This window comes from Streptomyces sp. NPDC007025 (assembly GCF_042869455.1).
Taxonomy (GTDB): Bacteria; Actinomycetota; Actinomycetes; order Streptomycetales; family Streptomycetaceae; genus Streptomyces.
Genome location: NZ_JBIAFT010000006.1, coordinates 99,915 through 113,899, shown reverse-complemented (window position 1 = coordinate 113,899; position 13,985 = coordinate 99,915). Strand labels below are relative to the sequence as shown.

The window sequence follows — 13,985 nt, the reverse complement described above, 5'->3', positions numbered from 1 at the left end:
GGCTTCCCCGTTCCCGTGCCCCCGCTGTTCCCCGTCAGTGCGCCGCTCCCCTGGCCCTCGCTCACGGCCGGCGGAGCGGCTCGCTCAGTGCAGCCGGATCGGCAGTGTGCTCAGGCCGCGGACCAGCAGACTGTTGCGCCACTGGAGGGTCTCCGGCTCCCGGGCCAGGCTCAGGTCCGGGAAGCGGGCCAGCAGCCTGCTCAGCGCCACCTCGATCTCCACCCGCGAGAGCGGTGCGCCGAGGCAGTAGTGGATGCCGTGGCCGAAGGCGAGGCTGCCGCCCAGCGGCCGGGTGAAGTCCAGCCGGGCCGGCTCGGGGAACTTCTCACCGTCGCGGTTGGCGGCGATCAGCGAGACCAGGACGAACTGGCCCTTGGGGATGGTGGTGCCGGCGACGGTCACGTCGGTGGCGGTGGAGCGCAGGGTGGCCACGTTGACCGGGCCGTCGAACCGCAGCAGTTCGTCCACCGCGTTGGGCATCAGCGACGGGTCCGCCTTGAGTTCGGCCAGCTTGTCGGGGTTCTTCAGCAGCGCGAGCACGGCGTTGCCGACCATGCTGGCGGTGGTCTCGTAACCGGCGACGAACATCAGCGCGCAGGTCGAGACCAGTTCGCGGTCGCTGAGCCGGTCGCCGTCCTCGCGGGCGTTGATCAGCGCGGTGATCAGATCGTCGGCCGGGTCGGCCCGCTTGGCCTCGATGACGTCGACCAGGTACTGGTCGACCCCGCGCACCGCCTCGTTCATCCGGGCCGGGTCGTTGGTGGTGAAGATCGTCTCGGTCCAGGTGCGGAAGGCGTCCTCGTCGGCCGGCGGGATCCCCAGCAGCCGGCAGGTCACGGCCATCGACATCGGGAACGAGAGGGAGCGCAGCAGGTCGACCTCGCCCGTGGCGGAGATCGTGTCCAGCAGGCCGTCGACGATCTGCTGGATCTCGGGGCGCAGGGCCTCGACCCGGCGGCGGGTGAACGCCTTGGCCGCCAGTTCGCGCAGCCGGGTGTGGTCCGGCGGGTCGGCGAAGAGCATGTGCTTGGTGAGGATGTCGGTGTACCCCTCGTGCGCCGACACACCGGTGCTCTGCTGCGCGAAGATGTCCGGAACACCGGAGAAGTCCTTGGTGAACCGGGCGTCGGAGAGGGCCTCCTTGGCCTCCTCGTAGCGGGTGATCACCCAGACGTCGATACCGTCGGGGGTCCGCATCGCGTGGACGGGTCCTTCCACCCGGAGGCGGTCGTAGACCGCGTACGGATCCTGGAAGAACGACATGTCGAGGACTTCGCGGCCGGGCCCGGTCAAGGTCGTCATACGCTTCCACCTCTCCTGTCCCTCAAGGGCGTCTCGAACCTATGGGCCGGTACGCGAACCTGCCAATAACGAGAATCAGTTACCCCCGCCCGCGGGTACGGCCGCCCGGTCGGACGCCGCCGTCGACTCCGCGAGCATGACCACCCGGGCGACCGCCACCCGCGAACCGACCCGCAGCTTGCGCAGGATGCGGCCGACGTGGACCTGGACGGTGTTCAGCTTGATGTCGAGTGCACTGGCGATCTGCTGGTTCGAGCTGCCGCGCGCGATCAGCCGGGCCACCTGCAGCTCCCGCGGGGACAGGCACTCGATCGGCCCCGGGCCCGCGTCGCCGGCGGGGGCCGACCGCCCGGCCGCCCGCAGCAGCCGGACGTTGTCCGCCGCGACCGGTGCGGCGGAGGCCCGGTAGAGCTCCTCCGACCGGGCCAGCGCCGACTGGGAAGCGCGGCGGCGGCCCTTCCGGCCGTGCGCCGCCCCGGCCATCAGATACGCGGCGGCCAGCCCCAGCCGGGCCCGGCCGCGCTCGAAGGCCACACACGCGGCGTCGGCCGCGCGCTGCGCGCCGTCCGGGTCGGAGCCGAGCACCGCCTCGGCGTGGGCGAGTTGGGCGTAGCCGTGGGCCCGGTTCATGCCACAGGCCAGCGCGCTGCTCATGGCCAGCCTGCTCCACTCGCGGGCCTCGCCGTGCTGGTCGAGCGAGGAGTCCGCCGAGGCCAGCACCGCGTAGACGCGGGCCCGGCCGACGAACGGGACCAGCGGCAGCCGCTTGCCGCCCACCGCCTCCAGCACCGTGTCCCGGCCGTCCCGCAGCGACCCGGTGCGCAGCATCGTCATCCCGATCAGCACCAGCGCCGCGTCCTCGAACGGGCCGCGGAACGGGGTGACGGTCCGCGCCTGTTCGGCCAGTTCACGGGCGCGCTCGTTGTCGCCCGCCTCCAGTGCGATCTCGCTGAGCGCGATCAGCGCCGTCTCCACCAGGTCCGGGTGGCCGCGGGTCTCCGCGGTCCGCAGGGCATGCAGGGTGTGCCGCTCGGCCTCGCCGAGCCGGCCGAGCTCGCGCAGTGTGGCGCCGTGCAGGACGCGGAGCAGGAGTGCGTGCCGCCACTCCTGCAGCGCCTCGGCGACCCGCATGCCGCGGCGCTGGTGCGCCTCGGCCTCGGGGAACCGCTGGAGCTGGCTCTCCACCCAGGACAGGTCGGTGAGTAAGGGCAGCAGCCGGCCGACGGCGGTGTCGTCGGCACGGTCGAGGTGGGCGGCCACCCGGTCGGCGTGCACCCGGGCCGTGTAGAGCCCGCCGGTCCAGCAGCCGGACAGCGCCAGCGACATGCCCGCCTCGGCGACGGCACCGCGGTCATCGAAGGCGACCGCGCGCTCGAACGCCTGCGCGGCGTAGTACTCCTGCCGCAGATGGTCGTTCTTCTGCAGATAGCACCTGCTCGCCTCCAGCAGGAGTGCCAGTGCGCCCGGGTCGCAGGTACCGATTCTGGCCAGCTCCCCGTTGATCTCGGCGAGCCGGTGGTCCGGACCGGCGAGCTGCTCGTGCAGCACCGCGTCGAAGTCGGGGACGCCGTGGTCGGGGACGCTGCGGTCGGGGACATCGTGGTCGAGGACAGGGACATCCTCCCGGCGGAAGGATCGCGCCATGGAGAAGGGTATGTACGCCTCCATAAGGGCATCTTCGACCAGCTTCGCGATGCGCATGCACCGGCGGGCCGGGAGTGTATCCCTGATCACATACCGATCGGTACGGGAACTGGAACTCCTGTATAGACCAAGCAAGTTGCTCGCCTGGTCCGCCGGAGGCGGCGACGCCCGGCAGAGCGCCGGTCCCGGTCCGCAGCGCCTCCGGCAGCCGTTGACACGCCGGGTGGGTGCTTGTTTCCATGCGGCAGCGAGCACCGCCCGCCGGTCGCCGGCCGGCGCGGGCACTCCGGGCGCACGTCGCCCCTCGCGGACGGGGGTGGAGTCATGGCCGGAAGGCTGCTGGCGGTCAGCGACCTGCACGTCGCCTTCCGCGAGAACCGCACCGTGCTGGAGTCCCTCCGCCCCGGCAGCGACGACGACTGGCTGATCGTCGCCGGGGACGTCGCGGAACGGTTCACGGACGTCGAACAGGCTCTGCGGCTGCTGAGCGCGCGGTTCGCCAAAGTGCTCTGGGCCCCCGGCAACCACGAGTTGTGGACCCATCCCGCCGATCCGGTGACCCTGCGCGGCGACCGCCGCTACCGGCGGCTGGTGGAGATGTGCCGCGGCCTCGGCGTGGCCACGCCCGAGGACCCCTACCCGGTGTGGCACGGCGCGGGCGGACCGGTCACCGTGGCGCCGCTGTTCGTCCTCTACGACTACTCCTTCCGCGCCCCGGGAACGGCGACCAAGGAGGAGTCGCTGCGCCGGGCGCACGAGGCCGGCGTGGTCTGCACGGACGAGTACCTGCTGCACCCCGACCCCTACCCGAGCCCGGACGCCTGGTGCCGGGCCCGCGCCGAGTGGACCCGGCGCCGGCTCGAAGCCCTCACGACCGGGCAGCGGACGGTACTGGTCAACCACTGGCCGCTGGTCCGGGAACCCACCAGGATCCTGCGCCATCCGGAATTCGCGCAGTGGTGCGGCACCGAACTGACCGCCGACTGGCACCGCCGCTTCCGGGCGGCGGCCGTCGTCTACGGCCATCTGCACATCCCCCGTGTCAGCTGGCACGACGGAATCAGGTTCGAGGAAGTCTCGGTGGGCTACCCGCGCGAGTGGCAGCCCCGCGAACCGCGGGAGCCGCTGCGCCCGGTGCTGCCCGCCACCGTCCCACCACCGCCCTCGCCCGCCACCGCTCCGGCAGCGGGTCCTGCGATCGGGGCGGCTCCGGCCGCGGAGGCTCCGCTCGCGGCGACGGCTCCGGCCGGGGAGAGCACCTTGCTGCGCGCGCTGCTGCCCGCCACGGTGGCCACCGCCGAGGCGTTCACCGACCTGCCCGGAGCGCCCGCCGACCATCTCCACCCGCGGGAGGCGCAGGTGATCGACCACGCGGTGCCGCGCCGGCAGCGGGAATTCGCCACCGTGCGGCACTGCGCCCGGCGGGCCGCGGGCAGCCTCGGCGTACGGCCCGTCCCCCTGCTGCCCGACCGGCGCGGCGCCCCGCAGTGGCCGGAGGGCGTGGTGGGCGCCATGACCCACTGCGAGGGCTACCGGGCCGCCGCCGTGGCCCGCAGCCGGGAGGTCATCGGCGTCGGGATCGACGCCGAACCCAACGAACCCTGCCCGGCCGGGGTCCTGGATCTCATCTCGCTGGAGCGCGAACGGGAGTGGGTGGCCGCGCACACCCGCGCCGCGCCCGGAGTCCGCTGGGACAGGCTGCTGTTCAGCGCCAAGGAGTCGGTGTTCAAGGTGTGGTATCCGCTCACCCGCCGCGAACTGGACTTCGAGGAGGCGCACATCGAGATCGACCGGGAGAACGGGACCTTCACGGCCCGGCTTCTGGTCCCGGGGCCGACGGTCGGCGGCAGGCCCCTGGGCGGGTTCACCGGGCACTGGCTGTGCCGCGACAACCTGCTGATCACCGCGATCACCCTGCCGGCCACCACACCCGGACACGACCGGCCGGCCCCGGCACCCGGCGCCACCGGCCGCGGCCGGGACGCCGACGGCATGCCCCCGCTCACCGTCCCCTGACGGCCCGCCCGTGGACGGCCGGGCCGGCGGTCAGCGCGCGGCCGCGCCGCGGACGGCCCGGTCCTGTCCCCGGGGAGCCGCCGGTTCCCCGTCCGGCCCGGCGGTCTCCGGCACCTCGATCGCGTACCCGCGCAGCGGCTGGGACGTGCGCCAGCCGCCGCAGCCCAGCTGGAAGCGCAGATCCCAGGTGCCGGGGGCCAGCGCCCGACCGTGGTCGGCCGTGGCCGGATCGACGGTGAACTCCGACTCCCACCGCAGGGTGCGCAACTCCCGGCGGTCGCGCCCCGCGCCGCGCAGCCGGGCAGCAGCCCGCGCCGCCGCTCCGGCGAGCGCTCCGGGCGCCTTCGCCGCCACCGCCGCCGGCACCCGCGCCATCACCCGCGACAGCCGGGCGGGCCATCCCGCCGGCCGCCCCGGGCGGTACGGCTCCTCCACGACGTGCCGGCTGGCCGGCAGGTTCAGCACCGTTCCGCCCTCCCGGTGGCGCAGTTGGCCGCGCACATTGCTGCGCCGCACGGCCTTGGCGAAGTCGGCCCGCTCGGCAGCGGCGGGCAGCGCCGCCACCCGCTCCGGCAGCCGCAGCAGCCGCCCCTCGCCCTCCCGGGTGCGGGCGAAGGCGAGCGGCGCGGTGCCCCGGGCCCGGCCGCGGCGCCGTACCAGCCCGGTCGAGCACCGGACGGTGAGCTGCCCGTCCGTCCACCGGGCCGAGGTCACCCGCGGCCGGTGCACGACACCGGCCTCGAACCCGGCCTGTTCCTCCAGCAGCGCGCGGTCCCCGTGCCGGGCGAGGGCGGCGACGATCCGCAGCCGGGTGGGCAGGGCCGCGTCCGTCTCCGGGGGCAGCTCGGCGGCCAGCGCGCCGACCGCCTCGCACCACGCGGTCCTGCGGTCCGCCGGCTGGTCCAGCAGGCGCCTGCCCGCTATCCGGTCGAGTGCCTTCTTGCCGTACCACCTGGCCACCAGCCGGTTCCGCAGCGGGCCCGGCGGCACCCGGGTGTCGGCGGCGTCCAGGACGGCCAGCACCCGCCGGACGCTGTCGATGTAGGAGTACGGCTCGATCTGCGCGTAGCTGACGTTCTGCTTCCCGTCGGCATGGCGCACCCAGTGGTAGCAGGTGTAGTCGTGCACGGTGGCCACCCGGCCGGTGAGGAGATACGCGCGCAGGGTGAACAGGTGGTCCTCCAACCGCACCCTGCCCTCCGCGAACCGCAGTCCGTGTTCCCGCAGGAAGGCCCGGCGGAAGAGCTTGTGCACCGTCATCGAGCCCAGCAGCGCGGGGTCGGTCCGCAGGTCGGCCGCGGCCCGCGGCTGTTCGAACAGAGCGCGCGGCGCCGGGCGGCCGTGTCCGGCCATCCGTCCCACGACGATGTCCGCGCCGGTCTCCCGGGCCCGCGCGTACAACCGCTCCAGCGCCTCCGGCGCGAGCCGGTCGTCGTCGTCCACGTAGTGCACGAACTCGCCGCGGGCCAGGTCCGTGCCGATGTTGCGGGGACGCCCGGGCCAGCCGGAGTGCGCGGCCCGCACCACGCGGACGGTCGCCTCCGCGCCACGCTTTGCCGTCTCCTCCTCCAGCAGCGCCACTGTGTCGTCGTCGGACGCGTCGTCGACGTAGATGACCTCGAACTCGGAGCGGGGCATCGTCTGCGCCAGGAGCGAGCGCAGCCCCGTCAGTACCGCGTCACCCGTGTTGTACGCGGGGACGACGACGCTGACCTTGAGGGGCTGTGCGGGGGTATGGGATATCGCGGTGTCCAACTGCGGCCTTCCGTCCGGTCCTGGGCGCCCGTGCTGGTCGGGGCGATGAACCGGGCCCGGGTGCCCGCGAGCCGCCGGGCCATGCGCCCCGGAGCACCGCGGCGGAGGCCGGCCGGTTCGCGCCCGGCGCCGGACGGCACCCGCCTTGCGCTCCCCGGTCCCCGGGCCGGCCGGGGAGGGGTCACCCCAGGTGGAGCGGCACGCGTGTGGCCGCGGCGCCGAGTTCGGCACGCTCGGCAGCGGTCGGGGCCCGGCGGCCGGTGCCGATCAGGAGCGCGTCCCGGTCGCCGAGCGAGGCCGGGAACGCGGCACCGGCGATCTCCTCCAGCGCGGCGCGGGACCGGGCCAGGCACTCGGCGGGCGGCCCCGCCACGTGCGGCAGATGGGCGACCAGGTCGAGGTGGTGCAGCGTCCACTCCAGGACGTAGGCCGCGAGATAGTCGCCCGCGGTGAGAACCTGGCCACGGGTGCGCACCCGCAGCAGCGGGTCGGCCAGTGCGGCGGCGCGGCCGGCGGCGGAGCCGACGTCGTCGAGGTGGAAGGTGAGCAGGTGCGGCTCCCGGTACGCCGCGGCCAGCCGGACGATGAGCGCGTCCAGCGGGTCCTCGCCGGTCGGCGGCCGGTCGGCGACCTCCCAGTAGGTCACCGCGTCGGCGGTCGGCTCGCTCCCGGTCGGGGTGGCGAGGGTGATCAGGACGTCCTGCGCGTCGATGACCAGATGGCACACCAGGTCCCGCACGAGCCAGCCGGCGCACCCGGAGGGCTGCGCGAAGTCGGCGTCCGGGAGTGTGGCGACCGCCGTCCGCAGCGCCGTCCACGAGCAGGCGAAGAGATCCACGCCGGCACGCTAGTGCGGCACGCACCCGGCGGACAACCGGATTCGGGGCGATGTTCTCGATCGCCGAGCGATGGCATATCCCGGCGTGTCCGGCGAGGTGAGCAGTCCTCAGGTGCTCCCTCAGCGGGTGCGCCCTCATCCGCAGGGCGGAGACGGTCCGCCGTAGCGGACGAAGCGCGGCTGACGAGTCCAGGGCCAGCATGTCCATCATGACGACAGCGACCGTTCCACTCCCCGGCTCCGCATCGGCGCCTGCCTGGGCTCGCCGCGCCGCCCACGCCGTCGCTCTGTGCGCAGTTCCGTCCGGCCTGTGGCGCATCGCCATGGCATCCGGTGTCCAAGTGGGCTACAGCGACCAGGTGCTGCGCGACGTCTACGACATCCCGGGCTGGGGCATCGCATACGTCGTCGGTCTCTCCGTCCTTGCCGAGCTGGCCGCTCTGTTTCCGCTGCTGCTCGTCAGCAACCGGTGGCGGCCGCTGCACCCCAGGATCCTCGCCCCGCTGGCCTGGACCGCCTCGGGCATCCTGGTCCTGGTGGCAGTGTGGCAACTCGTGGTCGCTTTCACCGTCGAGAGCCGGACGTACATGTCGAGTGGTGCAGCACAGACCGTCTGGGGCTTTGCTTTCGCCCCGCTGTTCGCCATCCCGGCCCTGATGACTGCGGTGACTTGGTCGTACGCACGACGGCACCGGGCACGAGGGCAGGCAGCGCGCCTGCCTCGACCTTGACATCGGCTGCTCCTGTCCCGGCGCTTCCCGGCCCCACAAGCGTGACCGGTGCCCGAGCTGCCCAGTGAGCGTCTCCGGTCACAGCACTAGTGTGCGTTCAGCGGGATCTCGCACCAGACGCGCTTGCCGTTGCCACGCGGTTCGACGCCCCAGTCGGTGGCCAGCTCCTCGATGAGCATCAGGCCGCGCCCCGAGGTGGACTGCTCGGTGGCGGCCCGGCGGTAGGGGTTGTCCGGCGAGGTGTCGGTGACCGCGATGCGCAGGGCGCGGCTGCCGTTGCGCACCGGCCGGGCCGTGAGGGTGGCGTCGCCCTCGGTGTGCAGCAGCGCGTTGGTGGCCATCTCGCTGGCGAGCAGCTCGGCGGTGTCGGCGAGGGAGTCCAGGGACCAGCGGTGCAGGGCGGTGCGCAGCGCCTGCCGGGCCGCGTGCAGGGACTGCGGGTCGCTGGAGGAGATGGTGACGGCCATCTGCGGCGCGGCCGGACGCCGGCCCGAGGCACGGCGCAGCAGCAGCAGCGCGACATCGTCCTCTTCGCCGGTGAAGTCGCCCATGGTGCGCAGCAGGTGGTCGGCGAGGTCGTCGGGGCGCACGGGGCCGTGCCGCACCGCCTCCAGCAGTCTCGCGCGCCCCTCGTCGAGGTCCTGGGTGCGGGACTCGATGAGGCCGTCGGTGCACATCACCAGTGAGGAACCGGGCTCCACCAGCGTCTCGGAGAGCGCGTAGGGGGGCTGGGCCGAGGGCGCGGCGAGCCCGAGCGGCAGCCCGACGGGGGTGTCCACCCATACGCAGCTCCCGTCGGGGCGGCGCAGGACCGGTTCCGGGTGACCGGCCCGGACGGTCACGGCGACGCCGGTGCGGGGGTCGAACAGCACCAGCAGGCAGGTGGCGAACCGGTCGGTGTCCAGTTCGGCGAGGAAGGCCGAGGCCCGGGCCATGACGGTCAGCGGCGGGTGCCCCTCGGCCGCGTAGGCACGCAGCGCGATCCGCAGCTGCCCCATGACGGCGGCGGCGGTCACGTCGTGCCCCTGGACGTCGCCCACGACGGCGGCGATCCGGCCGTCCGGCAGCGTGACGGCGTCGTACCAGTCGCCGCCGATTCCACCGCGGGCCCGCGCCGGACGGTAGCGGGTCGCGATGGCCAGGCCGGGGACGTGCGGGATGTGTCCGGGCAGCATCGCCGTCTGGAGTCCGGCGGCGAGCTCGTGCTCCTGGTCGAAGAGCAGGGCCCGTTGGAGGGACTGGGCGATGGTGTTGCTGAGCGCGGTCAGCACGGTGCGCTCGTCGTGGGTGAAGCGGTCCTTGCCCTCGTAGGTGAGGCCCACGGCGCCGATGGGGGTGTCGTGCGCGATCAGCGGAAAGTAGACCGCCGCGGTGGCACGGGGCACCAGGCCCAGGTACTGGCCCAGCCCCGGGTAGCGCCGGGCGAACTCCGCGCGGCTGGTGACGAAGACCGGCTCCCGGGTGCGGACCGCCTCGGTGAGCGGCAGCGGGGCCCCGATCCGGGCCAGATGGAAGTCGCGGATGATCTCGTCCGGCACCCCGTTGGAGCCCACCAGTCCCATCCGCCCGCCGTCCACCAGGCCGAGGGTGATGCTGGCCGCCCCCAGCCGCTGCACCAGCCGGGTGGTGGTGAGGGCCTCGGCGACGTCCTCGACGGTGACGGTGGGGGCGAGGGCGTCGTTGACGTGACCCACGAGGTCGGCCTGCCGCCGCCGGTCGCTCTTGGCCTGCCGCAGTTCCCTCGTCTGGTCGACCGCCTGGAGTTCCTGGCTGGCGTCCCGGATGATCCCCACGACCTGCACCGGGCTGCCGGTGTCGTCGCACACGACGGTCGCCTGGGAGTGTGTCCAGCGCAGCGAGCCGTCGGGGTGGCGTACCCGGAAGTAGATGCTGTAGCCCGTCCGGGCCTTCAGCGCGCGGCCGACCTGCGCCTGGACCCCGGGCAGTTCCTGGGGCACCATCCGGTCGGCGACGGTGGCCGGGCGGTCGTCGTACTCCTCCGGCTTGAACCCCAGTACGGCGAGTCCGGCGTCGTCGTACTTCATCTCGCCCGACTGCAGGTCCCAGCAGAAGCTGCCCATACCGTTGACGGCCAGCGCGACATGGGCGGCGACCGGCGGTTCGCCGTGACCGGCGGGCTCCGTGTTCGGTTCGCGGAAGCGGTGCATCGCTGTCTCCCGATCGCGTGGCCCCGGTGCCTGCGCCCCGCTCAGCGACAGCCGCGGCAGCGCCTGGCGAGGCCACCTCCCCATCATGCGGGGAGCCGACCGGTACCGCGCGTCGAGAGGCGCGGCGGCGGCCCGGACGCGTGAGGGGGCGGCAGGGCGGCGGGCGGCAGAGCGGTCAGGGGAGGTGGGCGGGCCGGTCGGGCGGCCCAGGGGCGGCGGGAGTGGGACCCCGGCGCCGGAGCGCCGGGGTCCTGACGGGGACGCGCGTGCGGGGCCCGCGGTCAGGGCTTTCCGCGTGCCTGGCCGGCGGCCTTCTCGGCGGCGGCCGACTCGGAGTCGTGCGGGCCCGTCGCGAGCTTGCCGCCGGAGCTCTCGATGTGTGCGCGCACGAACCACTGGAACAGCTCCAGCTTGCGCAGATGCTCGATGAGCAGGTCCTGGGTGACCGGGTCGGAGCTGTCGGTCGCCTGGACGGCCTTGCGGTGGTCCTCGATCACGCCGGTGTAGACGACGTCGAGGGCGCCGAGGTGTTCGATGGCCTCGGCGCGTCCGAGCGTGTAGTCGTGCCAGGTCCGCTCGGCGACCAGTACACCCGGGGTGCCCCAGGGGGAACCGCCCAGGGTGGAGATGCGCTCGGCCGTGTTGTCGATCATCTCGCGGACGGCGTCGACCTGCGGGTCGAGCATCTCGTGGACGGCGATGAAGTGCGGTCCGATCACGTTCCAGTGCACGTGCTTCAGCGTCAGCGCCAGGTCGTTGAGCGCGTGCAGCCGCATGCGCAGCAGTTGGATGACGCTGCCGCCCTCTGCCGTGGTCATGCCGGGAACGGTGTAGGACGGGGTCGAGCCCTCGTTGGACGCGTGAGCTGCCACGGTGCGCTCCAATCCTCGGATGTGGTCGGGAGGGGCGGGGCGGGCGCGACGGGCCGTCGCCCTCCCAGCGGGTACGGCGCCACGGAGTGGGCGTACGTGAGCTGTTCCCGTCCCGGGGTTTCCGCCGAGCACAAGGTCAAACCTTGCCGAACTCCCGTTCGAGTACCTGCCGCCGGGCCGGCCCGGAACCGTGCGCGGGTCCCTGCCCCCGGGCCCGGGGGCAGGGACCGGGGGTGCGGGGACCGAGGGAGCGCGGGACCCGGGAGGGGCGGAGGGGCGGTCCGGTACGCGCGGGGTGTCCGGATGTGCCCGGTGCCCGGGTGCGACGAGTGGCGTTCAGCGGCCGAGAGCGCGCTGGAGCTGGGCCTTGGTCATCTGCGAGCGGCCCCGGACGCCGCGCTGCCGGGCCTCGTTGTAGAGCTGCTCGCGAGTGGGACCGCCGGGGCCCATGCGGTTGCCGGAGCGCCGACCGCCGCGCCGGGAGGGGGCGGCGTCGCGCACCGAGGTACGGCTGGCGCTCTTGGCCTCACCGTGCCGGGCGCGCTCCTTGTTCACCGTGCGGGCCGCGATCTCCTTGGCCCGCGCGGGTGAGGCGCCCTGCCGCCGGGCCCCTTCCTTGATGTGCTCGTACTGGCGTTCGCGCTTGCGGTCGGACCCTGCGGGCATGGCTTCCTCCGTACGTCGACAGCGCCCCCGCCGGAGCCGCGCACCGGCTCGGGGGCACGCCTTCGTGGTGGTTTCACGCCGGGTTCCCCGCGCCCGGGGCGCCACACCTCGGCGGACGGCGCGTCCGAAGGGCGGACGGGACGGCGGGCCCGCACCCCGTCAGGGCCGCGGGGACGGCGGGGCCGCGGGGAAGGCGGGGCCGCGCGAAGGTCAGCTCGTGGCCCGCATCTCGAACCACGTCGTCTTGCCCCGCGGCAGCAGATCCACACCCCACCGCTCGGCCAGCGTGTCCACGAGGAAGAGCCCCCGGCCGCTGGTGTCCAGCTCGCCGACCGGCAGCAGGCACGGCAGTCCGCGGGAGGGATCCCGCACCTCGACGCGGATCCACCCCGAGCGCCGCAGCATCCGGATACCGATGGTGTGCGCGCCGGTGTGCCGCACGGCGTTGCCGACCAGCTCGGAGACGAGCAGCACGGTGTATTCCGTGCGCTCCGCCGGGAGGGCCCACCGCTCCTGCAGCACGGCCTGGGTGAGGCGACGGGCCAGCCGGGCGGACTCCGGAAGGTTGGGGAGCGGCACCTCCCGTACGGTCGGATCGCCCGCCCGTTCGAGAACCGTGCGCACCGGCTCGGCGTCCCACTTCCCCGCTGGGTCTTCCGGAACCCGTTCGGTCACGCTCGCCACATCTCCCTGACCCGCCATGCCTCCATCATGGCGGCAGGGGAATGCCGCTGGGGGCGGTTCGCGGGTATCCACCAAGGCGGAACAACCCCCTCCAGCGCGCCGCGACCGCCGCCACCGGGCACCCCGAGACCCGGCGGATGCGCACTGACCTGGGACGACCCGGGATGACAAGCCGTGCGCAGATGATCACAACGCGCCACGTCCCACCCACGAACGGGGGAGGACCGGCCCCGGCGGATTCCCCCACACGGTGGGGTGTCCGGCCTGTGCTGCGCTTTACGCCACCCCCAACCACCCCACCCCGGCGCCCTCTTGCCACGTATCGGAGCGGCCGGGCGGCCGGGCGGGCGGGCGGGCGGGCGACCGGTCAGCCGTCTCGGGGCAGCGGCGGCCGGACCCCCGTGCCGCACCCGGTCGGGTGCGGGTCCCTCAGCGGAACCGGGCCTTGCCGGGGCCGTCCTCCACGAAGCTGCGCATGCCGATCTGCCGGTCCTCCGTCGCGAACAGCCCGGCGAACCAGTTCCTTTCGAGTGCCAGGCCGGTCTCGATGTCCGCCTCCAGACCGAAGTCGACCGACTCCTTGGCCGCACGCAGCGCGAGCGCCGGCCCCCGCGCCAGCCGTGCGGCCCAGGCGTGCGCCTGCTCGTACACCTCGGCGTCCGGTACCACGTGGTCGACCAGGCCGATCCGGGCGGCCTCGGCCGCCGGCACCGTCCGCCCGGTGAAGATCAGGTCCTTGGCCTTGGCCGGGCCGACCAGCCGGGACAGCCGCTGGGTGCCGCCAGCGCCGGGGATCAGGCCGAGCAGGATCTCCGGCTGCCCCAACGTGGCGCCCTCGCCCGCGAACCGGACGTCCGCGCACAGCGCCAGCTCGCAGCCGCCACCGAGGGCGTAGCCCGTGACCGCCGCGGCCACCGGCTTGGGGATGCGAGCCACCGCGGTGAACGCCTCCTGGAGACCGCGGGAGCGCAGGACCATCGCGGAGTGGTCCATCTCGCGCATCTCCTTGATGTCCGCACCGGCCGCGAACACCTTCTCGCCGCCGTAGAGCACCACGGCGCGCACGTCCTCGCGGCAGGCGGCCTCCTCGGCGAGTTCGCGCAGCAGGTCCTGGGTGGCGATGTCGAGGGCGTTCATCTTCGGCCGGTCGAGCCGGATGGTGCCGACGCCGTCGGCGACCTCGAGGCGCGCGGTGGCGCCGCTGGATTCGTCAGTCGTCATGCCGGGAAGGTTAACGGCCGTTCCGCGCCGCGGACCCGGTGCCCTTCCTCACAACCCCGGCCCGGTCCTCCGCCGCGCTGGGGCGCCG

Annotated in this window: 11 protein-coding genes and 1 pseudogene; 3 read left to right on the top strand and 9 right to left on the bottom strand. The window is 74.0% G+C overall.

The window, feature by feature from the left end; translation table 11 throughout:
* Positions 1–84: 84 nt before the first annotated feature.
* Together ACFYMO_RS13700 and ACFYMO_RS13695 are read right to left on the bottom strand one after the other, a co-directional pair.
* Entirely contained in the window at positions 85–1,302 is a 1,218-nt protein-coding gene (locus tag ACFYMO_RS13700) for a cytochrome P450 (RefSeq protein ID WP_366772867.1), read from the bottom strand.
* 75 nt (positions 1,303–1,377) lie between these two features.
* Positions 1,378–2,946, bottom strand: a complete 1,569-nt coding sequence (locus ACFYMO_RS13695; RefSeq protein ID WP_388546308.1) for a LuxR C-terminal-related transcriptional regulator — start codon at positions 2,944–2,946, stop codon at positions 1,378–1,380.
* A gap of 324 nt (positions 2,947–3,270) precedes the next feature.
* Here ACFYMO_RS13695 and ACFYMO_RS13690 point away from each other — a divergent pair.
* A pseudogene (locus ACFYMO_RS13690) lies at positions 3,271–4,113 on the top strand (metallophosphoesterase family protein); the annotation flags it as partial.
* Between the two features lie 120 nt (positions 4,114–4,233).
* On the top strand, positions 4,234–4,962 hold the full coding sequence (locus tag ACFYMO_RS13685) for a 4'-phosphopantetheinyl transferase (RefSeq protein ID WP_388546579.1): 729 nt from the start codon (positions 4,234–4,236) through the stop codon (positions 4,960–4,962).
* Positions 4,963–4,992: 30 nt separating this feature from the next.
* On the opposite strand, the gene ACFYMO_RS13680 is transcribed toward ACFYMO_RS13685, so the two are convergent.
* Both ACFYMO_RS13680 and ACFYMO_RS13675 read right to left on the bottom strand, forming a co-directional pair.
* On the bottom strand, positions 4,993–6,717 hold the full coding sequence (locus tag ACFYMO_RS13680; RefSeq protein WP_388546305.1) for a glycosyltransferase family 2 protein: 1,725 nt from the start codon (positions 6,715–6,717) through the stop codon (positions 4,993–4,995).
* 181 nt (positions 6,718–6,898) lie between these two features.
* On the bottom strand, positions 6,899–7,555 hold the full coding sequence (locus ACFYMO_RS13675; RefSeq protein WP_366772870.1) for a maleylpyruvate isomerase N-terminal domain-containing protein: 657 nt from the start codon (positions 7,553–7,555) through the stop codon (positions 6,899–6,901).
* 200 nt (positions 7,556–7,755) lie between these two features.
* On the opposite strand from ACFYMO_RS13675, the gene ACFYMO_RS13670 reads away from it, so the two are divergent.
* Positions 7,756–8,286, top strand: coding sequence for a hypothetical protein (locus ACFYMO_RS13670; RefSeq protein ID WP_366772871.1), 531 nt, complete (start codon positions 7,756–7,758; stop codon positions 8,284–8,286).
* 86 nt (positions 8,287–8,372) lie between these two features.
* Here ACFYMO_RS13670 and ACFYMO_RS13665 read toward each other — a convergent pair whose 3' ends face one another.
* The 5 genes from ACFYMO_RS13665 to ACFYMO_RS13645 form a co-directional block, all read right to left on the bottom strand.
* The gene (locus ACFYMO_RS13665; RefSeq protein WP_366772872.1) at positions 8,373–10,454 is read right to left on the bottom strand and encodes a SpoIIE family protein phosphatase; all 2,082 of its coding nucleotides are present in this window, start codon (positions 10,452–10,454) and stop codon (positions 8,373–8,375) included.
* A gap of 281 nt (positions 10,455–10,735) precedes the next feature.
* Positions 10,736–11,272 (bottom strand): DNA starvation/stationary phase protection protein, encoded by a 537-nt coding sequence (locus ACFYMO_RS13660; protein WP_366772955.1) that lies wholly within the window; start codon positions 11,270–11,272, stop codon positions 10,736–10,738.
* A 390-nt stretch (positions 11,273–11,662) separates the two neighbouring features.
* Positions 11,663–11,992 carry a plasmid stabilization protein gene (locus ACFYMO_RS13655; protein ID WP_366772873.1) on the bottom strand — a complete coding sequence of 110 codons (330 nt, stop codon included), beginning with the start codon at positions 11,990–11,992 and terminating at the stop codon, positions 11,663–11,665.
* A 210-nt stretch (positions 11,993–12,202) separates the two neighbouring features.
* Positions 12,203–12,694, bottom strand: a complete 492-nt coding sequence (locus ACFYMO_RS13650; protein WP_026004315.1) for an ATP-binding protein — start codon at positions 12,692–12,694, stop codon at positions 12,203–12,205.
* A gap of 411 nt (positions 12,695–13,105) precedes the next feature.
* The gene (locus ACFYMO_RS13645) at positions 13,106–13,897 is read right to left on the bottom strand and encodes an enoyl-CoA hydratase-related protein (protein ID WP_366772874.1); all 792 of its coding nucleotides are present in this window, start codon (positions 13,895–13,897) and stop codon (positions 13,106–13,108) included.
* Positions 13,898–13,985: the final 88 nt, after the last annotated feature.